The organism is Pseudomonas sp. MF6776 (assembly GCF_016613125.1).
In the GTDB taxonomy this organism is placed as follows: domain Bacteria; phylum Pseudomonadota; class Gammaproteobacteria; order Pseudomonadales; family Pseudomonadaceae; genus Aquipseudomonas; species Aquipseudomonas iridis.
Map to the genome: position 1 here is coordinate 358,177 of NZ_JAENSQ010000001.1, position 22,216 is coordinate 380,392.

15 protein-coding genes and 2 pseudogenes are annotated in these 22,216 nt (G+C 59.9%); all 17 read right to left on the reverse strand.

The genetic code is table 11. From position 1 onward, the window contains the following. Window positions 1-9 precede the first annotated feature (9 nt). Window positions 10-1,140, reverse strand: a pseudogene (gene pseG / locus JJD74_RS01630) (UDP-2,4-diacetamido-2,4,6-trideoxy-beta-L-altropyranose hydrolase); the annotation flags it as partial. Next, window positions 1,137-1,832: a pseudaminic acid cytidylyltransferase gene (gene pseF / locus JJD74_RS01635; protein WP_042558205.1), complete on the reverse strand. Its 696-nt coding sequence runs from the start codon at window positions 1,830-1,832 to the stop codon at window positions 1,137-1,139. The gene pseF and the pseudogene pseG, both read right to left, overlap by 4 nt. Then, entirely contained in the window at window positions 1,829-2,449 is a 621-nt protein-coding gene (locus JJD74_RS01640; RefSeq protein WP_042558204.1) for a pseudaminic acid biosynthesis-associated methylase, read from the reverse strand. Before JJD74_RS01640 ends, pseF begins: the two co-directional genes overlap by 4 nt. A 31-nt stretch (window positions 2,450-2,480) precedes the next feature. Then, window positions 2,481-3,638 carry a UDP-4-amino-4,6-dideoxy-N-acetyl-beta-L-altrosamine transaminase gene (gene pseC / locus JJD74_RS01645; protein WP_042558203.1) on the reverse strand — a complete coding sequence of 386 codons (1,158 nt, stop codon included), beginning with the start codon at window positions 3,636-3,638 and terminating at the stop codon, window positions 2,481-2,483. Next, window positions 3,635-4,636, reverse strand: a complete 1,002-nt coding sequence (gene pseB, locus JJD74_RS01650; protein ID WP_200610825.1) for a UDP-N-acetylglucosamine 4,6-dehydratase (inverting) — start codon at window positions 4,634-4,636, stop codon at window positions 3,635-3,637. The genes pseC and pseB overlap by 4 nt, the downstream gene beginning before the upstream one ends. A gap of 24 nt (window positions 4,637-4,660) precedes the next feature. Beyond that, window positions 4,661-7,576, reverse strand: coding sequence for a glycosyltransferase family 2 protein (locus JJD74_RS01655; RefSeq protein ID WP_200610827.1), 2,916 nt, complete (start codon window positions 7,574-7,576; stop codon window positions 4,661-4,663). A gap of 55 nt (window positions 7,577-7,631) precedes the next feature. Then, window positions 7,632-8,366 (reverse strand): cephalosporin hydroxylase family protein, encoded by a 735-nt coding sequence (locus JJD74_RS01660; RefSeq protein WP_042558200.1) that lies wholly within the window; start codon window positions 8,364-8,366, stop codon window positions 7,632-7,634. Between the two features lie 41 nt (window positions 8,367-8,407). Beyond that, window positions 8,408-9,265 carry an NAD-dependent epimerase/dehydratase family protein gene (locus JJD74_RS01665; protein WP_115147832.1) on the reverse strand — a complete coding sequence of 286 codons (858 nt, stop codon included), beginning with the start codon at window positions 9,263-9,265 and terminating at the stop codon, window positions 8,408-8,410. Next, window positions 9,262-10,488, reverse strand: a complete 1,227-nt coding sequence (locus tag JJD74_RS01670) for a class I SAM-dependent methyltransferase (protein ID WP_047300253.1) — start codon at window positions 10,486-10,488, stop codon at window positions 9,262-9,264. Before JJD74_RS01670 ends, JJD74_RS01665 begins: the two co-directional genes overlap by 4 nt. Then, a complete protein-coding gene (locus JJD74_RS01675) occupies window positions 10,485-11,045 on the reverse strand; it encodes a dTDP-4-dehydrorhamnose 3,5-epimerase family protein (RefSeq protein WP_042558197.1) in 561 nt (186 codons plus the stop codon). The genes JJD74_RS01670 and JJD74_RS01675 overlap by 4 nt, the downstream gene beginning before the upstream one ends. Continuing rightward, entirely contained in the window at window positions 11,042-12,124 is a 1,083-nt protein-coding gene (rfbG, locus tag JJD74_RS01680; protein WP_042558196.1) for a CDP-glucose 4,6-dehydratase, read from the reverse strand. Before rfbG ends, JJD74_RS01675 begins: the two co-directional genes overlap by 4 nt. After that, window positions 12,106-12,879, reverse strand: coding sequence for a glucose-1-phosphate cytidylyltransferase (gene rfbF, locus JJD74_RS01685; RefSeq protein ID WP_042558195.1), 774 nt, complete (start codon window positions 12,877-12,879; stop codon window positions 12,106-12,108). The genes rfbG and rfbF overlap by 19 nt, the downstream gene beginning before the upstream one ends. A gap of 326 nt (window positions 12,880-13,205) precedes the next feature. Next, window positions 13,206-13,448 (reverse strand): annotated as a pseudogene (locus JJD74_RS01690) (transposase); the annotation flags it as partial. A 110-nt stretch (window positions 13,449-13,558) separates the two neighbouring features. Next, window positions 13,559-17,152 (reverse strand): glycosyltransferase, encoded by a 3,594-nt coding sequence (locus tag JJD74_RS01695; RefSeq protein WP_200610829.1) that lies wholly within the window; start codon window positions 17,150-17,152, stop codon window positions 13,559-13,561. Window positions 17,153-17,266: 114 nt separating this feature from the next. Next, window positions 17,267-18,835, reverse strand: coding sequence for a flagellar hook-associated protein 3 (locus JJD74_RS01700; protein ID WP_042558192.1), 1,569 nt, complete (start codon window positions 18,833-18,835; stop codon window positions 17,267-17,269). 13 nt (window positions 18,836-18,848) lie between these two features. After that, window positions 18,849-20,894, reverse strand: a complete 2,046-nt coding sequence (gene flgK, locus JJD74_RS01705; RefSeq protein ID WP_200610831.1) for a flagellar hook-associated protein FlgK — start codon at window positions 20,892-20,894, stop codon at window positions 18,849-18,851. A 24-nt stretch (window positions 20,895-20,918) separates the two neighbouring features. Next, a complete protein-coding gene (flgJ, locus tag JJD74_RS01710; RefSeq protein WP_042558190.1) occupies window positions 20,919-22,208 on the reverse strand; it encodes a flagellar assembly peptidoglycan hydrolase FlgJ in 1,290 nt (429 codons plus the stop codon). Window positions 22,209-22,216 lie beyond the last annotated feature (8 nt).

The window sequence follows — 22,216 nt, forward strand, 5'->3', positions numbered from 1 at the left end:
ACGGTGTTCCCTATTATTCAAACTGGAGTTCAGCCCGTCGGGCAGCAACTGCGCGTCGTCCAGTGTGGCGTGACTTGACTTGAGCACACCATCGGCCAATGCCGCGGCGACTCGCAATGCACCGCGTCCATCGACCATTTGCCGAGAACGTTCGGCCAGGCTCTGGCGCAGATAAAAGTTGCCTGCGACAAAACCAATCGCGTCACGCAACTTCGTAACGCTGACCTGCTCGCGCGCGCCCATGAATACATGCGCGCCGGCTGCCGCCATCACCTCGCCGTTGACCTGCTGGTTATTCGACACCGCTATACAGATCGTCGGCAGACCCAACGCCGCACGCTCCCAGCTGGTGCCGCCACCGGCGCCGATAAACAGATCGGCCTCGGTCATGCGTTGATGGAAATCGCTGACAAAACTGTGCAGACGCCAGTTCGGCCGCGTTTGCGCAAGTGTCTGCATCTGCGCCCATGCCGGATTGTCGACACCGGCGACGAAGTCCACTTCAAGTTCAGTAAAATCGGCCAACGCCAACATCGCGTGATGGGTCTGCATCGCCGCGTCGAAACCGCCGAAGTTCACCAGCACTCGCCGGGCTTCGGGTTTGATGTCGATCGCCGGGCAATCGAACTCTTCGCGCAACATCGCATAGCGCGGGCCGAGCAGTGTGCGGCAGCCCTCGGGCAACAGCGGGGTGTAGTTATCGCTGAGGCCGGACAAATTCTGATTGAGCAGCAAATCAACGCTGTAGCGCCGAGTGGCGAGATCGTCGACGGCAGCAATACGCGGCGCCCAACGCCGTGCGGCGGTCTGCCAGTGATGATCGAGGCCGTAATGATCGACGATTATCCAGTCGAATTCGGCGTGATCTTCCAGCAGCAAATCCAACGCATCGATGTCGGCCTGCCACGGCAGCATCGACTCGATGGCCTGCTGCGGATCTTCACCGGGATAAAATTCAGGCAGTGCGAATGTCTCGAAACCTTCGGCGCTCAGAGCATCGAGTCGATGCCCCGGCAACTGCCGACAGGCAAACGCGACATGACTGCCCTGCTTGCGCAGCACCCGCGCCAGCGTCAGGCAGCGGGCGATATGGCCGCTGCCGATGGTCGGCGAGGCGTCAGCGCGAATCAGGATTCTCATTGCAACTCTCCACCGGCCTTGAGCGCGGCGTAAAGGTATTCGGCACGTTTCCAGTCTTCAGGCGTATCGATGTCCTGCACCAGGTGCCGAGGCAGAATTACTGGCAGGCTGGCGGGCGAATAGACCACCTCGCCGCGCAGCCACGCATCAGTGCGCCCCCAATAAAACTGCCCGGCATCCTGAAACGCTTCGGGCAGATCCTGCGAACGGGTGTCACGAAATTCCGGGTACAGCGCCGTAAGCGCGCCCTGCCCGTCCAGCGTCAGCGCACGCTGCACAGGGAAGCCGAAGTTGCACACGGAGAAAGCGAAAGACTTGTCCGGATGCTGCTCCAGCAACTCGAATCCTTCGCGCAGATAACGCACCTGCAACAGCGGCGCCGTGGCGTACACGCAACAGGCGTAATCGAAGGCCGGCAATTGCTGCAAGGCATGCACGATCACCGCTGCGGTGCCGGTGAAGTCATCGGCCAGTTGCGCCGGACGCAGGAACGGCACCTCGGCGCCATGAGCCCGTGCCACGTCGGCAATCTCGGCGTCGTCGGTGCTGACCACAACCTGATCGAACAAACCTGAATCGAGCGCCGTGCGGATCGAACGGACAATCATCGGCACGCCGTCGAACGGCGCAAGATTCTTGCGCGGGATGCGTTTGCTGCCCCCGCGCGCCGGGATGATTACGACATTGCTCAAAGGTGTTTTTCCAAGAGGAACCAAGTGACATCGTCCGCCGGGAATTGTGGGTCGCGGTGATAGACGAAGCCGTAATCGAGCAGTTGCAGATCCGGGTAGCGATCAAGCATTTCGCCAGCGAAATCACGCTTGAACAGTTTGCCGCTGTTGCCGCGATAGGACACTTCCAACGGTGCCGGATTGTAGTACTCGGCGATCAGAATGTAGCGCCTGCTCAGTTCATATAGCTGCGCATACGCGGTCGGCAGCAGCTCTGGCGCCAGATGGATCAGCACGCCTTTGCTCAAGCTCAGGTCATAGCTGCGCTCACGCGGGAAGTCGAACAGCGAACCGTGCCAGATCCGTGCGATCTGCAGCGCCCGGGCCTGAGCACAAGCGCTGTCATTGATCTCGACGCCAAACAATTCGCAGTGCGGCAACAGTTGATGCAGCGCCTGCAAATTGTTGCCGGCGTTGGTGCCCAGCTCCACCAGGCTCTCGATCTTGCCCGCGCGTCTCAGCGCCTTGGCAAACAACGCCAGATTGACCGCCACCAGTGGTTGACCAACGTTACGGTCAACGTACTGATTACCGAACTCGCCCTGCCAGAATTTTTCCTGCTCACTCAGATCACGCATTGCAGACACCCATCCACCGCCGCAGAGGCATTTATTCGGTCAACCGGCGCAATTGCTCGACCACATAGTCCTGCTGCTCATCGCTCAGCAACGGGAACAACGGCAGGCTGATCGCTTCAGCGTAATAGCGTTCAGCCTCAGGGAAGTCGCCCTCGGCAAAACCCAGGTCTTGATAGTAAGGCTGCAAATGCACGGGTATATAGTGCAGGTTCACACCGACGCCGGCCGCGCGCAAGCCTTCAAAAACCTGGCGATGACTGAGACTGATTCGATCTGTCTGCAAGCGAATCACATACAAGTGCCACGACGACTCTGCGTCTGGTTGAGCGCTCGGCAACGTGATCGGCAAGTATGTCAGCAGACGTTCGTACCGGGCCGCCAGCTCACGGCGTCGGGTGATGAAACCCTGCAGTTTTGCCAGTTGCGACAAGCCCAATGCGGCTTGCAGATCGGTGATCCGGTAATTGAAGCCCAGCTCGATCTGCTGGTAGTACCAAGGGCCGTGGCTGGGCTCGGTCATCTGCTGCGGATCGCGGGTCATGCCATGGCTGCGCAGGCGTTGCAGGCGCTCGGCCAGTGCCGGGCGATTGGTCAGGACCATGCCGCCCTCGGCACTGGTGATGATCTTCACCGGATGGAAACTGAAAACGGTCATCGCTGCGAATTCGCCGCAGCCGACCGGGCGTCCGGCGTAACTGGCGCCCACCGCGTGCGAAGCATCTTCGATCACGGTGAAGTTGTAGCGCTCGGCCAGTTCGGCAATCCGCCGCATGTCGCAGCTCTGTCCGGAAAACGCTACAGCCACCAGCACTTTTGGCAAGGTGCCGTCCTGCTCGGCCTGATCCAGTTTCGCTGCCAGCGCGAAAGCATCAAGGTTCCAGGTCAGCGGATCGATGTCGACGAAATCGACGTCCGCGCCGCAGTAACGCCCGCAATTGGCCGAGGCCAAAAAGGTATTCGGTGTAGTCCAAAGGCGATCACCGGGCCCAAGCCCTGCCGCCAGACAGGCAATGTGCAACGCTGCCGTGGCGTTGCACACCGCCACGGCGAAATCGGCCTGGCAACGCTCGGCCACAGCCTGCTCGAAGCGCTCGATGGTCGGCCCTTGCGTCAACCAGTCCGACTGCAACACCTCGACGACGGCATCAATGTCCGACTGATCGAGACTCTGGCGGCCGTAGGGAATCATACCGAGAGCTTCGCGTGCAGCGCCGCGATCTGTCCGACCGAGAGGAAGTGCGGATTGGTGTCGGAGCGATATTCAAAATCTTCGCTCACCGCGCGCCCATGCTCGCCGAGTTTGTCGACGGCAAAATCGACATCGACGCTGGTAAAGCGAATCGACGGCTGGATGGTGTAGTGATCTTCGAATTCAATAGTCATCCGCGCATCGTCCAGCGGCACCATCAACTCATGGAGTTTTTCCCCTGGACGAATGCCGACGTTTTTGTGCGCCAGATGTTCAGCCATGCCATGGGCCAGATCGACGATGCGAATCGACGGAATCTTCGGCACAAACACTTCACCACCGTGCATGCGCGCAAAGCTGTCGAGCACGAACTGCACGCCGTGATCCAGAGTGATCCAGAAGCGGGTCATGCGTTCGTCGGTGATCGGCAACTCACTGGCGCCATCGGCGATCAGTTTGCTGAAGAACGGCACCACCGAGCCACGCGAACCGGCCACGTTGCCGTAGCGCACCACGGCAAATCGGGTTTCCTGCTCGCCGGCAATGTTGTTGGCGGCCACGAACAGTTTGTCCGAGAGCAACTTGGTCGCGCCGTACAGATTGATCGGGCTGGCAGCCTTGTCGGTGGACAACGCCACAACCTTTTTCACACCGTTGTCGATGGCCGCGGCGATGATGTTTTCCGCGCCATTGACGTTGGTGCGAATGCATTCGGTCGGGTTGTATTCCGCCGCCGGCACTTGCTTCAACGCGGCGGCGTGCACCACGTAGTCGATGCCGCGCATGGCCTGACGCAAGCGATCAGCGTCACGCACGTCGCCGATGAAGTAGCGCATGCATGGCGCGTTGAACGTCTGCTGCATTTCGTATTGCTTGAGTTCATCGCGCGAGAACACCACCACCCGCTTGGGCTGGTATTGCTCCAGCAGGTGGCGGATGAAATTGCGCCCGAAGGAGCCGGTGCCGCCGGAGATGAAGATCGATTTTCCGTTGAACATGTTCTGATTCCTGTCCGGCAAAACTCAGGCGAGCAACTGCGCCCAATTGATCGAGGCATTTTCGCCCAGGGTAAAGCCTTTGCCGCTCAGAGCCAGGTTGGCGTTGTAAGCCGGATCCTGGGCGAAAGCGCCTTGCCACTTCTCACGTAATGCCGCCAGCGCTTCAGCAGCCTGTGGCAGTTCGCCGGTATGCAGCACCTGCACCAACGGCGTCCACACAGTGAGGTATCCGGCCTGACCGGCCTTCAGGCACAGGTCGACATCGCTGAAAGCGTCAACGAATGTCACTTCGTCCAGACCGCCGAGGGCGTTGAACAATTGCTTGCGGACCATCAGGCACACTTTCGATACGGCGGAATAATTCTGCTCGACCGCCAAACGCTGCATGTAACCGGCGCTGGCGTGTTTTTCGCCAATAAATGGCGAACCGACGCCCCCGTTCAGGCCGAGAATCAAACCGGCCTGGGCAATCTTGCCGTCGCGTCCCACCAATTTGGCACCAACGATGCCGACTTCCGGACGTTGGGCATGGTTGAGCATCGAGTCGACCCAGTTCGGGTTGACGACTTCGCTGTCAGCGGCCAGCAACACCAGATACTCCCCCTGCGCCTGCTCGCTGGCGGCGTTATACAACGCCACTTCACCGAGCGTCTGACCGGCACGCAATACGCTGACTTTCGGATTGCGCATCTGACCCAGCCAGTCGTTTACCGCTGCCGACTGATTCGGATTGGCCGCCACCAGTACCTCATAGCGGCTGTAGCGGGTCCTGAGCAGCACACCTTCCACGCAACGGCGCAACGCAGGCAAATCATCACTGGCCGGCACGATGATCGACACCAGCGGCTGTTCGGTGTGACGGTAATCGACCTGCCAGGTGCCCGGCAGTGCCGAAGTGACCCTGGCCTTGTACCCGCGATTGCCCAAATGGCGCAGCAACGCCTGCCGTTCGTGAGCGTTCTCTTCCAGCGCCACGGCCTGGGTGATCAGCAGCGGTTCGTCGAGATGCGCCAGACCGTCGAGGCCGCCCTGCTCGATCAGGCGCAGCAACAGGTCAAACTCCAGCGCCTTGTTGAAATCGGCCTGATACCCGCCCACTTCGAGGAAAGCCTCCCGTCGGATCAACCAGTGGCGCGCCATCAGCGATGGAACGCTTTGCAGCAGATCAAGGTTGAATCCCGGGCGGAACACGTCCACCAGCGCGCCATTTTCAGTACGCTGGATTTCGTCGGTGGCCACCGCACGCAGGCTCGTGGCCGACATCAATTCCAGGCCGGCACGCAGCAGACCACCGGCGGTGAATTCATCGCCCACGCTGGCCAGCAGCAACCAGTCACATGAAGTCTGCGCCGCGCTCTGGTTGAGTTTGTCGACGAGGTTGCCCGGCGTGACCCGGACAAAGTGCAAGGTGTTCTGCGCGGTGGTCGCCGTCTGCGGTTCGCCCGTGGTGAAGACGACGATTTTGAAAGCCTTGCTGTGGCCTTCGACGAGGCTGTCGAGGGTCACTTGCAGCTTCTCGACGTTGTCGTCCAGGTCCAGCAGGAAAATGCCGAACTGTGGCCCGCCATGGTGCGCCGCCAGATGCGCGGCGATCAATGCAGCCTGTTCGGCGTCCGGCTTGCGGCCCGCCAGCCAGTCGAGCAAACGGCCGGAGCGCATCTTGTTGAAAACCGGGTAGTGATCGACGCTCGATACGTCTTCAAGACGAGCGCCCCACTCAGCCATTTCCTGCGCCTGATCTGCCTCGTCGAGCACTTGCAGTTGCTCGGCCAGACGCTTGACCACACTACGGTTGAACACGTTGCAGTCATGCGCCCGCCACAAACGGTCGAGGACACTTTGCGGGGTATCGTTATTGCGCGCCTGCAGCAGATACTCTTGCTGGGTCCATACACCCTCAAGTTTCTCCAGTTGGACACGACCGGCCGGCATCGCGTGAAGTAGAAACTCGAACTGGGTCAGCAAGTCAAAAAAGCGCTGGTTGTAGAACGGCATCTCGACGTATTGCAGTGGCCCGAATTTGCGCTCCGGTGCCTTGGTCAGGTGGTTCCACTTCGATTCGAAAATCAACTCGATCGTCAACGCCCGTCTGGTGACCAGGCTGTCAGCCATAGCCGCGAAGCTTTCCAGGGCAAAAGCCTTGCGCTGTGACTGATCCAGATCATTGATACCGGTTGGCAGCGACGCGAGAAATTCGGCGAAGGCTTCGCGCTCGGCCACCGACTTGGAATCGGTGTACGACAGCGCGTGATACACCTCGGTGTTGTGATCGGAGAAACCGAAGTTGATCTCGCGCACGACATAAGGGATCGGCAGGATGCGCGCCTTGGCGTTCGCCAGCAGGTAATAGGTGTGGCCGATTTTCTGCCATTCGAAACTGGTGCCCGGCGGCAATGCCGCGTACCAGTCCTTGATGATCGAGGTGCGACACACACCATAGAACGGCGGCACGTACTGATGCATGAAGTCGAGGACACGATCCTCGGCGCGCTCCGAGGCATAGTCTTCGCAGATTTTCTTGTCGCGACGGAAGTAGTCGACGCTGTCAGCCCGCGCCAGGTACATCAGGCAATAGCCGTGGCACAAACCATAGTCGCGGTTTGCTTCCAGAAAACTCACCGACTCGGCAAGCGACTCGTGCAGTATGAAGTCGTCATCGGCGGCAAATACCATATACGGCGTCGTCAGTTGCTCGACGCCGTAGGTCAGTTTGGCCTGCATCCCCCAGTAGGCGAATTGCGGCAGGTGCTGATAATCGACCGCAGAGAAATCACCTTCAGGGCGCTCAGGAGAAGAGTCCAACACCAAAACCTTGCAAGGCAGGCTGCTGTAATACTGCAGCGCTCGACGCAAAAAAGCCGGGCGGTTGTGGGTGATCAGTACCACCGTCAGCAACTCGCTCAATGGCTGCTTGTTTTCAGAACCGTACTTGCCTTGCATAACTTCTCCCTACAACCGGCGAAACCGCCTGAAAAACGCTTGAAGATGAAACTGATTAACGGACGCGACGCAGATAGCCGTCCGAGGCAACGGTGATCAGCAGCTTGTCTTGCATCTGCTGATCGATCTCGAAATCACCGTTCTCCTTGAGGTAAGCCCAGACGGCGGTTTTCGGATTGTCGCCCGGCCCCCATGGACGATCCGGGAAGGCATCGGCCGGCATGTCTTCAACCACGGTGTCCATGACCACGCAGTAGCTGTCCACCGAGACCAGCGGTGCGTAAAGACGCAGCTCTTCGAGGACATGGTCGTGGGTGTGGTTGGAATCGAGCACCACGATCACTTTCTTGCCGGCCGCAGCCTGACGAACCTGCTCGACCACTGCCGGGTCGAGGCTCGAGCCTTCGATCATGCTGATGCGCTTGATCATCTGATGGCTTTCGATGGCCTCACGGTTGTGCGCACGGATGTCGCGATCGATGCCCAGCACTTCGCCGTGGCCCTGCAATTCGAGCAGCGAGGCGTAGTAAATGATCGAGCCGCCGTGGGCGATACCGCACTCGATCACCAGGTCTGGCTTGATCCGCCAGATCAGTTCCTGCATTGCCATCATGTCTTGCGGCAATTGAATGATCGGGCGACCCATCCACGAAAAGTGATAGGTGTATTTGTGTTTGGCCGACTGGTTGTAGAACTCCTGGGCCAACGCCTTCAGGTCCTTGTCCTGGCCCTGGGCAATCACTTCTGCCTGGCACTCCGCCTCGAAGGCTTTGATTACGTTATCGCTCATTGTCCGGTCTCACTGAAAAGTCATTTGATCTTCGAAGCGCATCAACGTGTCCGCTGCGTTTCAAGTAATTGTTCCAAACGGTCGACCACCGCCCAAAACGCCATGGGCTCGTGTGTCGGATAGGGGTAATGCCCCAGATTCAAATTGATCGAAGCGCCGCGTTCACGAACGCGTTGCTCGACCAGGGTTCTTACCGAAATCGGATGGCCACTGGCGCAATTGATCACACCGCTGAAGTCCCGTTGCTGAACGATTGCGCAGAGAAAATCAGCAGCGTTCCTGATCGGCAGGAAGTCGCGCAACTGCTCCCCGGCCGACATGTTGAACGTCGCATCCCCGGCATCGATCGCCCGGTCCAGCGCCGCCAGCAGACTGTTTGGGTTCTGCCCTTCGCCATGCAGATAGAACAAGCGTGCCCACTGCAAAGTGAACGGATTTTCTTGGGCAAGGTTCTGCAAAAACAGATGCAGGGTGTGCTTGGCCAGACCGTAGGGATTACTCGGCTGCGGCTCGGCCTGCTCGCTGAGCGGGCCGCTTTGCATGCCGTATTCAAAGCATGTGCCAGTCACTAGAACCTGCTTCACGCCCGCTTCGACCGCACGCTTGATAAAGCGGTAATCGGCCATCAGGTTGTGCTCGAAATGGAACAGCGCCCGATAGTTCGGCAAACCCGGCCAGGCCAGATGGGCAAGAACATCGATGCCATCGGTGAGCGCTGCAATGTCCAGCTCAGGCGCGTGAATATCCGCCGCGACGAACTCGACATCGTTGATCCACGGCATGCCCTGCGCGGTTTCTGCGTTGCGTGCAACTGCACGAACAACGCAGCCGCGCGCCAGCAATGCCGCGACCAGATGTCGACCGACGAAGCCCGTGGCTCCGGTTACGAGGACCTTCACAGCACTTTCAACTCAGGCACCGCAATCACGAAGCGGCCGTCCCACTGGCGCACCTGCGCCAGTTGCTGACTGACTTCGTGCAGCAGGTTCCACGGCAGCACCAACACGTAGTCGGGTTTTTCGATATCGATCTGTGCCGGCGCAACAATCGGGATGCGACTGCCCGGCAGAAACTTGCCTTGCTTGTGCGGGTTGGCATCGGCCACCCAGGCGAGCAGGTCCGGTTTGACCCCGGCGTAGTTGAGCAAGGTGTTACCCTTCGCCGCCGCGCCGTAACCCACCACACGTTTACCGTCAGCCTTGGCCTGCAGCAAAAAGCGCAGCAGTTCATGCTTGATTCGTTCGGCGGCAGGCGCGAGGGTCGCGTAGTACTCGGGCGTTTTCACCCCTGCATCAAGTTCAGCCTGCAACTGTTGTTGCACCGCTGGTTGCACCGGGCGACGCTCGCCGTCCTTGCGCTGCACGAATACCCGCAGCGATCCGCCGTGAGTGCTCAACTGGCTGACGTCGAAGACTTCCAGGCCGTTGCGTTCGCACAGGGTTTGCACAGCCGTCAGCGACAGATACGAATAGTGCTCGTGATAAAGCGTGTCGAACTGCGCGCCGGCCATCAGCGTCAACAGTTGCGGGAATTCGAAAGTCGCCACACCGGTCGGTTTCAGCAGTGCCGCGAAACCACCGAGGAAATCGTTGATGTCCGGTACATGCGCGAGCACGTTGTTGGCGGCCATCAGGTCAGCGCCCCAGCCTTCGCTTTTCAGCTGCGCGGCGGTGTCGCGACCAAAGAACAGCTCACGAATGTCCAGCCCCTTTTCCCGCGCCGCTTGTGCGGTGCTGCGGGTCGGCTCGACGCCCAGACACGGAATGCCGCGACCGGCTACGTATTGCAGCAGGTAACCGTCGTTGGCAGCGACTTCGACCACGCGGCTGTCGGCGGTCAGGCCGAAGCGTTCGACCATCTCGGCCACATAGCGCTCGGCATGGGCCAGCCAGGTGCTGGAGAACGAACTGAAGTAGGCGTATTCGGCGTCGAACAGGCTGTCGGCGGAGGTGTAATCCTCGGTCTGCACCAGCCAGCATTGCTGGCACACGGCGACCTTCAGCGGCACCCAGTGCTCTGCCTGTTCCAGCCGACCGGCATGCACGTAGGCGTTGGACGGTGGCGAGGTGCCGAGGTCGATCAGCGGCAGGCTCAGCGGTGCGGCGCACCCACGGCAATTCATAGACGCACTCCAGCGAAGTGTTGATCGAGCGCGGGATGGCTGGAATCACGCGCTGACAAATTATTGACAGGCAACGGCCAGGCAATCGCCAGCCGTGGATCATTCACCGACAGACCGCCCTCATGCGCAGGTGCGTAATCGGCGCTGTGCAGGTAAAGCAATTCGGCGTCTTCGGTCAGCGTCTGGAAACCGTGGGCGAACCCGGCCGGAATCAACAGACTGCGACCGTCGCCTGCCTTCAGATGCTCGGCGTGCCAGTGCAAAAAGGTTTCCGAGTCCGGACGCAAATCGACCGCCACATCCCACACTTCACCGCGCAGGCAGGTGATCAGTTTGGCTTCCGGCGCATTCGCGTTCTGATAATGCAGACCGCGCACGCTGCCCTTCTCGCGGGTGCAGGAATGGTTGATCTGGCGGATATGAAATTCACTGCCAAACGCACTTAGACTGCCTTCGCAGAACAACCGGGCAAAGTGCCCGCGCTGATCTTCAAAGCGTTTGTGCTGCACGCTGAACAATCCGGCCAGCGGCAATGCCTGCAAGGAAAACTCGCTCACAACGCGCCTCGGTACAGGTTCAGTTGGCCGAGGGTGACGGCGCGCATGTCGTCGCCGCTCTGCCACGCCAAATGCCAGTCGAGGGTCTGGGTCAGGCATTGCTGCAAGGTCCAGCGTGGTTGCCAACCGAGCAGTTGCCGTGCGCGGCTGCTGTCCAGACGCAGCAGACCGGCCTCGTGCAGTTCGCTCGGCTCGATGCGCAGACCGCGCGCTTGCGGCCAGCGGCTGGCGAGCAATTCGACCACTTCGCCGACGCTGCACATGTCCGCCTCGCCGGGGCCGAAGTTCCACGCACCGGCGTACTCCGGGCCTTGCTCGTAGAGGCCGGCAGCCAGTTGCAGATAACCGGCCAATGGCTCCAGCGCGTGTTGCCACGGGCGCACGGCGTGCGGGTAACGCAGGGTCACCGGCTCGTCTGCCGTCCAGGCTTTCAGCACATCGGGAATCAGCCGCTCAGGGGCAAAATCACCGCCGCCCAACACGTTGCCGGCACGCGCCGTGGCCAGGGCCAGACCGTGCTCGGCGTACTTGTCCGCCGGGAAGAAAGACGCCGCGTAAGACTGCGCCAACAGTTCGCAACAGGCCTTGCTGCTGCTGTATGGATCGTGGCCTCCGAGGGCTTCGTCTTCGCGGTACGGCCAAAGCCATTCCTTGTTGGCGTAAACCTTGTCGGTGGTCACCAGCACACAGGCACGTACGCAGCCGACCTGACGAATCGCTTCGAGCAGGTTGAGCGTGCCCATGACGTTGCTGGAATAAGTACCGAGCGGATCGCGATAGCCTTCGCGCACCAGTGGCTGGGCGGCCAGGTGCAGGACGATCTCCGGCTCGGTGTCGGCAATGATTTCGAGCAAGGCACCGAGATCACGCAGATCGCCGCGCTGATCATCGATGCCTTCATGCACCCGCGCCAGTTCGAACAGGCTCGGTTCGGTCGAGGGATCCAGTGAAAAACCGCTGACTTGCGCGCCGAGGCTTTGCAGCCACAGGGTCAGCCAACTGCCCTTGAAACCGGTGTGGCCGGTGACCAGCACACGCTTGCCGCGCCAGAAATCCGCACTCAGGCCCATTGCTTCCATGGGGCCTCCCCGCTCTGCCACAGCGCTTCGAGATGGTTCTTGTCGCGCAGGGTGTCCATGGGTTGCCAGAAGCCATCGTGCTCGAAGGCCTTGAGCTGTTCGTCCTGAGCCAGGCGGGCCAATGGCTCCGCTTCCCAAGTGGTGTCATCACCCGTGATGTACGGCAACACTTTTGGCGACAGTACGAAGAAACCGCCGTTGATCCAGCCACCGTCTCCACGAGGTTTTTCGGTGAAGCCAAGGACCTGATCGCCTTGGCGTTCAAGGGCCCCGTAACGACCCGGCGGCTGCACCGCAGTGACGGTCGCCAAGCGACCGTGAGCCTTGTGGTAATCGACCAGTTGGCGAATATTCAAATCGGAAACGCCATCGCCGTAGGTGAAGCAGAACGCTTCTTCATCCTGCAGGTAACGGCCTGCGCGCAGCAGACGGCCACCGGTCATGGTTTCTTCGCCGGTGTCGATGAGCGTGACACTCCATGGCTCGCTGTAATTCTGGTGCACGTCCATGCGGTTTTCGCGCATGTTGAAGGTGACGTCGGAGGTATGGAGGAAGTAGTTGGCGAAGAAGTCCTTGATCGCGTAGCCCTTGTAGCCGAGGCAGATGACGAAGTCGTGAATTCCGTGGGCGGAATACTGCTTCATGATGTGCCAGAGAATTGGCTTGCCGCCGATCTCGATCATCGGTTTGGGCTTGAGGTGCGACTCTTCACTGATGCGCGTGCCGAGGCCACCCGCCAAAATAACTGCCTTCATCGTCTCCCCTCTCGTTCGTCACCGGGCTGCGTACGGCTTTTTTGAGCATTGCGGCCTACTGGCTAACCTTTTTTGCCGGTTCGGGCGCAGGTGGGATGCCCGCGAGCGCTCGTTTTATGGCGATTTGATGGGGACTTGCAGGAAACGCGCCAGCTCATGAACCCCTCACCACTTAACAAAATGAGCGCAAGCTCGGCTGCAGCTCTTGACCTTGAAAGGCCCGTCGGCAGGCTGAGTGGCGGGATTGATCCGGGGGTGGGAGCGCCTCGACCGTTTGGCGAAACCAAACACATCACGAGGAGGTACAGCGAAGCAAACCGGAGGCGCGTCGCGGTGAATGCGGGACTGTTATCGCGCCGAAAGTCAGCGATGGTTTTGAAATCGGGGGCCAGTAGAACCAACAGCCACATGACTTCAACATTGCGCTGACACTCGGCTTCGAGTCATTGCGAGGAGCCAATACGCTGGAAATAACCGTAGAGGTCGAGTTTGAGCAAATCGGCAGGATCATCCAGAGGCACTGGAAACAGCGCTGTCCGGGAATGGTTGTCACCTTGGAGATAGCGCATAAGAAAAATGCCCATATCTGGCGATACGGGCATTTTCTTTAACCGGCCAGCACATCGCCAGGTTTCACACCGCCGACTCTCAGGTCGCCTTTCCAGTGCAGCTTAACGGATCAATCCGCCAACCAGCCATATTCCCAATACCGCAGATTGTCGCCACGCAACACGTAATCACGCAGCACCACCTCACGCAAATCGTCACCCATGCGATAGCTGGCGTCCGGGTCGGCCAGGTGCATGCGGATTGCCTGCAACCATTCGTCCGTGGTGTTGGTCTTGATCCGTGTGCACGGCAGATAGCCTTGGTAGGCCTCGGTGTTGGTGCAAATCACCGGATAACCGCAGGCGCCGTACTCCAGCAGTCGCAGGTTGCTCTTGCAGTCGTTGAAAATGTGGAACTCCAACGGTGCGAGGGCCAGGTCCAGATTCAGGCCGGCCAGCTTCGCCGGGTATTCGTCCAATGCAATTACGCCGTGGAATTCATGCATGTACGGAAGTAAATCATCCGGGCACATGCCGAAGAATACCCAGTCAACCTCGTTGGCCAATTCACGCACCACATCGGCGATCACCGCAAGGTCTCCATGGTGACTGGTGCCGCCCCCCCAGCCGACCCGCGGTTTTTTCGATGTACGGCGCTGACTGCGCAGGTTGCCCCACAAGTCCTTGGCCAGCATGTTCGGTACCACACGAATGTCATGGTGCATGTCCGACAGCATGTTGGCCAGTGGCTGAGTCGACACGACCACGCGATCACACAGACCGATCGCACGCCGCACCATGCGCTCCATATCCTGCTTGTTCGGCATGTTGCGGATATGCGCATTGCGGTGAGGAACGTCGATGACATAGTCATCGAGTTCGAAGATCCGCCGCGCATTGAAGTATTTCTTCAGCGGTGGAATTTCATCGATGGAGTGTTCGGAGTAGCGCCCTTGCAGAACGATCACGTCGGGCGCCTGACGCTCGATGTCGATGATCGACGGCAAGCCATAGCAAACACGTCCTTCAGCCCTGTTGGCCGCTTCCAGTTCGATCATCGGCTGGCTCATGCGGTAATGGCCAATGGCAGAGGCGTTGATCGGCACCACCAGCAGGTTGGGCAATTGCGCCTTGGAAAACGCGCTCCATCCGGTACGCATACCGGGTTCAAGACTGAAATTGGTGGCGCCGACGCCCTGCAATGTGAGGTTGACGTTGTAGGCTGGGTCCCGCGCAATGATCGGCAGCCAGCGCTGGTAGAAGGTGTCCGTTTCTTTGACGAGCAATGCTTCCTCTTCGTGCGTCGCCGTTGCTACCGGCCGCGCACCCACGGCCATTACAGCATGCGGGTTCATCACCACAAGGTAGCCTTCGCGGCCGACTCGCAGGCAAAGATCCGCGACATTCAGGGTTTTTTTCAGTTCCTGTTGATCAAGCCCGCCGACCGCTTCGAACACCGACTTGCGAATCATCAGGCAATCGCCACCGACGGCGCTCAGATCGTGCACCGCTTGCAGGCGGAACATGTAGCCTTCGGTGTGCATCGCCTGGCCAATGAACGGCAGCCCGACCGGTCCGTTCAAGCCAAGAATTACGCCCGCATGCGACACACCACCGTCCGGGCTGAACAGTTTGGCGCCGACGACTCCGACCTCGGCACGCTGCGCGTGATTGAGCATTTCGTCGAGCCAGTCGCTTTGGGTGATCACTGCAAAGGCATTGAGCACCAACACATATTCGCCACGCGCATGCGCCACTGCAAAATTGTGAACGGCGGCAGCGTTATCCTTTTGCGGATAGCGCAACAGACGAATCCGCTCGCCGCCCAGTTGTGCCATGCCATCCAGCCATGCCAGTGCTTCAGCGCTTTCGCTGCCGTTGTCGACCAGCAGCAACTCATATTCGGTGTAGGCAGTTTTTTCCAGCAGTGTCTCGACACAGCGCTGCAATGCAGCCGTCTGGTCCTGAGTGACAATGATCACCGACACCAGCGGACGCCGGGCGTGATGATAGTCGACACGATTGAGCAGATTTTTGCTGCCACCACGGATTTCGTGGGCAATGCCGAGGCGTCGCAGATGCGCTTCGACTACCCGTGGGTTTTGCTCGACAACACCCGGCTCGGTGAGCCATTGCGACAGATCGAATTTCGACTCCAGCAACACCTCAGCGATGTGGCCCACCACCTGTAGGCCTTCGCTTTCGACCATGCGCCACAGTACGTCATGAGGCGCAAGCTCGGCGAAGTCGGGCACGAACCCTCCGAGCTGCAGAAACCGCTCGCGCTTGAATGCCAGGGCACGCCCGACGTACGGGTAGCTGCGCATGAGGTCGAGATTGAAATCCGGCTTGAACGCCGGTTCAGCCGACTCGCCATCGCGCAGACTGCCTTCATCGCTGTACAAGCACGTCAGTGAGCTCGAGTGCGCGATTCGATCGGCCATCACCAGCAGGGCCGGTGCAACCGGACGATCGCCTGGTTGCAAAAGATAGAGCCAGTCAGCGCCCTCCAGCTGTGGCAGCAGCGCGTTGATCTGCTCCAGTCCGTCGGCCTGCAACGGCATACTGAAGACACGCCCTTCGAGTTGCGCCTCAGTGCAGGAAACCGACAACACCAGAATCAGTTCGGGCGGATAATCCTGAGCATCCAGCGCCTCTAATGTACGCTCCAGGCCATCGCGGCTGCCCCGCGCGTCAACAATGATCGGCACAATCCGAGGACGGCTCGGCCAACCGGCGAGGATTTCCGGTAGCCACTTGCGTTGCGCCTCGGTGAGCACACGGCATTCGAGCCATTGTGCGTAGAGCTCGCCAAAACTGAAGCTGTCGACACCGACGCCCAGCTCCTGACGACTCTGTTTAGAGCCCAGAGTCCGACTCAGGGCGAGCTCTTCCCAGACCCGTGGTGATTCCTCAACCTTGGTCAAATGCACATAACGAACCCACCCCTGCGCGGGTGCCGACTCGCCACTGCGTACCTTGAGCATTTGCGAAATCCACTCGCGCTCGATTTCCACTGCATCCTTCATCGGTTGCTGTGCACTCAACCGTTCCGGGTAGAGACGCTCGACACTCAGTACATTGTTGGACGCAACCAGATTGCCGCGCCGCAGCAGGCAGACATACAAGGCGAAATCCAGGGTCGCGGTGAAGCAGGCGCCCTCCTCCGTCAATGCGGGCAACAACTCGACGACATCGGCACGACGGAACAGCGCACAGCTGAAACCGCCGAGCACGTTAACCGGAAATTTTTCAAAAATGCCAAGTACATCGTCGCCCTTGAGCAGCCCGCTCACCGGTGTCAGCGACGTGTTTTCCAGGCGTGGGGGCAGGATGATGTCGTTCGCATCCCAGAGCAGTCGCTGAGCCACCGCCAGACTGACTTCGGCATGACGCATCTCGTGAGCCTGCTGTTCGATGCAGGTGGAATAGAGCAGGTCATCGTCACACAGAAACTTGATGAGTTCGCCCTGCGCCTGGTCAAGACAGGCTTTCAGGTTGCCGACGAATCCGAGTGTGCGAGGGTTGCGCACGTAACGCACCGCAACGCCCGCCTGCTCCGAGACCGACGCCACAATATCTTCGATTGCGTTGTCACGACTGTCATCGCAAACAATGATCTCCAGATGACCGTAGCTCTGGCTCACGGCACTGTTGAGCGTGCGCTCGAAAAAACGCGAATTGAAGGCAGGAATAACAAGGCTGACAAGGGGGAGTGAATTCACGGCGGACTCGCAAGCGGCGGGACCCCGCCCGGAACAGCGAGCCCTCTGAAACCGCGAAAAAAGACATTGGAAACTAAAGAGCCGAGCTAGCGGGCGCTTGCGCGCCCGTTACCGTCAAATCTTGTTGAACAGGCCCAACTGACTGATCTTGCTGAACGCCAGTTGCGCGGCCTGCAACATGGTCTGTTGCAAGGTCAGGCGGGTCATGACTTCAGCCGGGTCCGAATCACGGATCGAGCCTTGGGTCGTGGTGTTCGCTGTGCTCAGGCTGTCGTTGGTGACGGACTGCATATCCAGCGACTGGCCACGGGCACCGATGGAGGTGACAGCAGTGCCGATCTGATTGGTGGCGGCGTCGATGTTGCCGATACCTGCTTCCATGGCGCCCTGCAGTTTCTGCTTGGCCACCGGGTCGCCATCGATCGGCGTATTCAGCGCGGTAATCATCTGACCCAGGGTGTCGAGCACGTTCTGAGTCTGGTGGTTGTTTGGCTGAATAGAGAATTGATCGCCGGCTGCCGGGGCGCTACCCAGAGCGAACGTCACACCGGCTGCCGTCGCGTTGCTACCAGCCACAGTGCCCGAAGACACAGGTTTGCTGTCAGCAGTTACCGGCGCCGCGTACAGGTCGAACGCAGTGGCACTGGTGAACTTGAGGATCGCCCCGCCCTGCGGAAATGCCGCGGTGTAGGCCGCCTGGTCGGTGATGCTGGAACCGGTGATCACCGCCGTCGATGGATTGCCCGGGCTACGCGACGTGGTGAACGTGTCCGGTGTCACCGCCAGTTGAAAACTGTGCCCGGCAATGACCGCATCCGGGTTGGTGTCACCGGCCTTCAGGTTGATGTTCAGCTTCATGTCGACACCGCGGAAGCTGAAGCTCTGGTTGCTGCCGCTGGTGTTGTTGATCACGCCGTTCTTGCTGGCGTCAGCAGTCACGTCATTACCCAGCGCGTCGGTGATCTTCATCTGCGTGCTGCTGACGAAGGCGACGGTGTAGGGCTGACCGCTGACGAACTTCGAGTTATAGGTGGCAGCGGTGCCAACGGTACCGTTGGACAATACGACGCGACCGTCATCCACCGCGGGGGCAGTCAGGCTGGTGTTGGTGCGACCGGTATTGATGGTTTGCTGGAATGCCTCCCAACCGGTGGTATTGGTGCCGACCGTCAGGCCATCGCCGATGCCCAGATTGATGGTGGTCTGGTCACCGTTGTAGCTGTAGGTGCCGTCGGTGTTTTGCGAATACGGCGCGGTGTCGGTTTTCGAACCGGAGAACAGGTAGTTGCCGTTGGCATCCTTGGAGTTCATCAGGCCCAATACCTGTTTCTGGATCTCGCCCAGTTCCGCCGCGTAAGCCTGGCGATCCTTGTCGGTGATCGTGCCGTTGTTGGCGGCCAGGGACAGTTCCTTGGCGCGACTCAACGCCGTGGTGATGGCATCCAGCGTGGTTTCCTGCACGGTCAACGCACTCTTGGTGCTGTTGATGTTGGTGGTGTACTGATCCAGCATCGCGGCCTGCTGACCCAGTTGCAGCAGGCGACCGGCACCGACCGGATCATCCGCGGCGGTGTTGATGCGTTGCAGGTTGCTCGCCTCGCTTGCGGTGGCCAGCGCCTTGTTGAAGTTACGCTGATAGTCCGCAGCTTGCGTTCCGTAATACTGGGCGGTGGAAATGCGCATGAATTACGACTCCTTAAAGGCTGTTGATCAGCGTGGCGAAAGTTTCCTGCGCAGCTTTGATGATCTGCGAAGACGCTGTGTAGTACTGCTGGTATTTGACCAGGTTGCCGGTTTCTTCATCCAGGTTGACCCCAGACAGCGAATCACGCGCACCGGCAGCCTGCGTCAGGATCGCCGTGGTGGCTTCAACGTCAGACTTGCCTTGTGCGGTCTTGGTACCGACGTTGGTCACGAGTTTGTTGTAGGCGTCGGTCAGGCTGATGCCTTTGCTCGCCGAACCGGTGTCGACGGTCTGTTTGGTTTGCAGGCCAACCAGCGCCTGGGCATTGCGGTTATCCGAAGAGGCCGCGCCGGTCATGTTCATGGTGAAGGTTTCGCCATCCTTCGGCGTGCCGCCGACGGTGGTCTGCACGGTGAACGTCTTCTGCACGTTAGGCGTGACCGAAGTGTCCATGATCTTGGCGCCGTTGGCATCGACCATGCCCACTTTCAGGTCCAGGGTGTTCGCCTGCCCCGGAACGATCGTCCCGGAGCTGATGAGCCCGCCCTTGGCGTCGACCATGGTGTACGGCTGGCTGCCGCCGCTCGCCTCGCCGAACACCAGTTTGACCGGCGTCGAATATTTCAGCGCAGTCTGCATTTCGGCCTGGGCGGCCGGGTTGTAGATGTTGATCTTGTCGGTGAGCGTCGGCTGGGTGTAGGTGCCGGAATTATTGGCGCTAGCGACACCGGTCAACGGGCCCGCTGCAGCAATTTTCTTCGGATCGGTCAGTACGGTCTGGATGCTCGCTGCCGCATTGCGCGTCGGCGTCACTTTGAAGCTGTCGCCCGCGCTCAACGCGCCGCCCTTGAGGGCCAGACTGAAGCCGTCGATCACCGGCGGTGGCGTCGTGTTGGTGCTGAACGTCCCCATGTCGGTGCCGTCGGAGCGCTTGACGCTGTAATCGGTGGCGCTGGTGAACGTCACCTGGTAATCGCTGGTGGTCAGCTTGCCGGTGTCCTTGATGGTGGCATCAAGGTTGCCCGAGCCTGCGCTGTTGCCCGACTGCGCAATGCTGCGCTGGCTGATCAGCGCGGCACTGTTGATATTGTTGAAAATCGCCGCGCCGAAGTCACCGTTCTTGTCGATGCCCTGGGCTTGCTGGCTGTTGATCTGATCGGCGATGACCAGCGCTACACGCCCCAGCTCGTTGAGCGACGGGTCGAGCACTTCTTTGCGATAAGTCAGCAAGCCACCGATTTCGCCACCGTTGATCACCGAAGTGATGTCGATGGTGCTCGAACCGCGATCCATCTGGATGCCCAGGCGCGTCGGGTCATCCTTGCTCGGCACGGTGCTGAGGGAGTTGGTGGTGTTGCCGATGACCAGCGGCTGGCCGCTGCCGACATACACATCGAAACTGGTGCCACGCTCGACGACTTGCGCGCCGGTCAGTTCGGACAACTGACGCACGGCCTCATTACGGCTGTCGAGCAAATCGTTCGGCGCACCGCCGCTGGTGGAGATCTCACCGATCTTCTGGTTGAGCGCGGCGATCGAGTTGGCCAGTTTGTTCACCTGGGCGGTCATGTCGCTCAGGCTGCCGTTGATCGTGGTGTTCTGGTCGTTCAATTGCTTGGCGATGGAATTGAAGCGACCGGTCAGCGCCTGTGCGCCAGTCAGCACCGATTGACGGGAAGTGTCATCGGTGGCCGAAGTCGATACGCCCTGCATCGAGGTGAAGAATTTCTGCAACACACCGGTCAGGCCGGTGTTGACGTCGGACAGCGTGCCGTCCAGCGGTTTGGCTTGCGCCAGAAACGACGCCGATTCGCTGTTGAGCGAAGTCGCGGTGTGCAACTGGGTTTCCAGGTACGAGTTGTAGACCCGGCGTACGTCGGCCAGGGTTGTGCCTGTGCCGATGAAAACGCTGCCGTACTGCTGCGAGGATTTGGTGCCCTGCACGGTTTGCTGGCGCGAATAACCGGCGGTGTCGACGTTGGCAATGTTGTTGCCTGTCGTAGCCAAAGAGGACTGGCTAGCCGACAGCCCCGACATCCCGATATTGAGCAAACTCATGGTTCAGACCTTATACCTTGTGCCTTATAAAGGCGTGGTGGAAACGCCCGCCGCAGCGTAGTTTTCAAAACTGTTCATCTGCTTGGCTATCTGCGAAATCTTGCTCGCGTAGTTCGGGTCGGTTGCGTAACCGGCCTTCTGCAACTCGCGTACAAACTGTTCTGGGTTATCGGCCGACTTCAGCACTTCTTGATAGCGATTATTGGACTGCAGCAAAGTCACCAGATCGTGGAAGCTGTCCTTGTACGAGGCATAGGAACGGAACTCGGCCGTCTCCTTGACCATGGCGCCATTGCGGAACTCGCTGGTGATTGCCCGGGCCGAATCGCCCTGCCAGTTGCTGCTCGCCTTGATGCCGAACAGGTTGTGGCTGCTGCTGCCATCCTGCGCGCGCATGACCGATTTGCCCCAACCGGTTTCCAGCGCGGCTTGCGCCACCAGGTAACGCGGATCGACGCCGATACGGTCGGCGGCTTCCTTGGCCATCGGCAGCATGGTGTTGACGAATTCGTCGGCAGAGCTGAAGGCTTTTTTCGCCGGCGCCAGCGGAATCTGCGCCACCGCACGGCCGTAAACCTGCATCTGGCCGCCCGAGGCTTTTTCGGCCTCGGCACGCGCCAGCCAGTCGCCGTTGTACAGCGGGCCTGTGCCAGTGATGGCAGCAGTCGTGGCGCGTTGCGGCAATTGAGTTGTCGCGGCAGGCGTTGCCGACGGCACCAGCCCTGCGAGCAAACGATCAGCCAGTTTCGGCGGCAAGGCCAGACGGCGCTGGTTGATCAGCGCCATGTCATTGCTGTGCGCGAGCTGGGTGTTCGGCGCATGCACCGCACGCGAGGCCCACAGCGGGCGCTCGCCATTGAGGCGTGACAACGGGCCAGTGCCGACGGTGCCGGCCGCAATCGGCGTGGCGACATTAGCGGCAGCGGCTTTCGCGGCTTCCTGCTTGGCAGCAGAGGCGGCTTCAGCTTCGCCCGGCGCCATCGGTTTGTTCTTCGACATCTGGCGCATCAGCACGTCGGCCAGGCCAATACCACCGCCCTCGCGGGACATGGAAACGGCCAGTTGCTGGTCGTACATTTCCTGGTACTGCTTGGCCGCCGGCGTGTTCAGCGGATTGTCTTCGCCCAACGCATTAGTGGCAGAGCGCATCGACTTGAGCATTTCACCGAGGAACAGCGATTCAAACTCCTGCGCAACTTTGCGCATGTTCGCATCGCTGTCCTTGTCGCCGACCTTGAGCTGATTCAGACGATTGAGATCGGAGTAGGAACCCGAATCGCTGCTGCCGACCAGACCGCTTTTGCGCATATCCATAGTGGCCG

Bases quoted from the DNA above. Each gene is read 5' to 3' on its own strand.
- JJD74_RS01640 (WP_042558204.1), bottom strand. From the start codon at position 2,449: ATGCGTGATCTGAGTGAGCAGGAAAAATTCTGGCAGGGCGAGTTCGGT.
- pseC (WP_042558203.1), bottom strand. From the start codon at position 3,638: ATGATTCCCTACGGCCGCCAGAGTCTCGATCAGTCGGACATTGATGCC.
- pseB (WP_200610825.1), bottom strand. From the start codon at position 4,636: ATGTTCAACGGAAAATCGATCTTCATCTCCGGCGGCACCGGCTCCTTC.
- JJD74_RS01655 (WP_200610827.1), bottom strand. From the start codon at position 7,576: ATGCAAGGCAAGTACGGTTCTGAAAACAAGCAGCCATTGAGCGAGTTG.
- JJD74_RS01660 (WP_042558200.1), bottom strand. From the start codon at position 8,366: ATGAGCGATAACGTAATCAAAGCCTTCGAGGCGGAGTGCCAGGCAGAA.
- JJD74_RS01670 (WP_047300253.1), bottom strand. From the start codon at position 10,488: ATGAATTGCCGTGGGTGCGCCGCACCGCTGAGCCTGCCGCTGATCGAC.
- rfbG (WP_042558196.1), bottom strand. From the start codon at position 12,124: ATGGAAGCAATGGGCCTGAGTGCGGATTTCTGGCGCGGCAAGCGTGTG.
- rfbF (WP_042558195.1), bottom strand. From the start codon at position 12,879: ATGAAGGCAGTTATTTTGGCGGGTGGCCTCGGCACGCGCATCAGTGAA.
- JJD74_RS01700 (WP_042558192.1), bottom strand. From the start codon at position 18,835: ATGCGCATTTCCACCGCCCAGTATTACGGAACGCAAGCTGCGGACTAT.
- flgK (WP_200610831.1), bottom strand. From the start codon at position 20,894: ATGAGTTTGCTCAATATCGGGATGTCGGGGCTGTCGGCTAGCCAGTCC.
- flgJ (WP_042558190.1), bottom strand. From the start codon at position 22,208: ATGGATATGCGCAAAAGCGGTCTGGTCGGCAGCAGCGATTCGGGTTCC.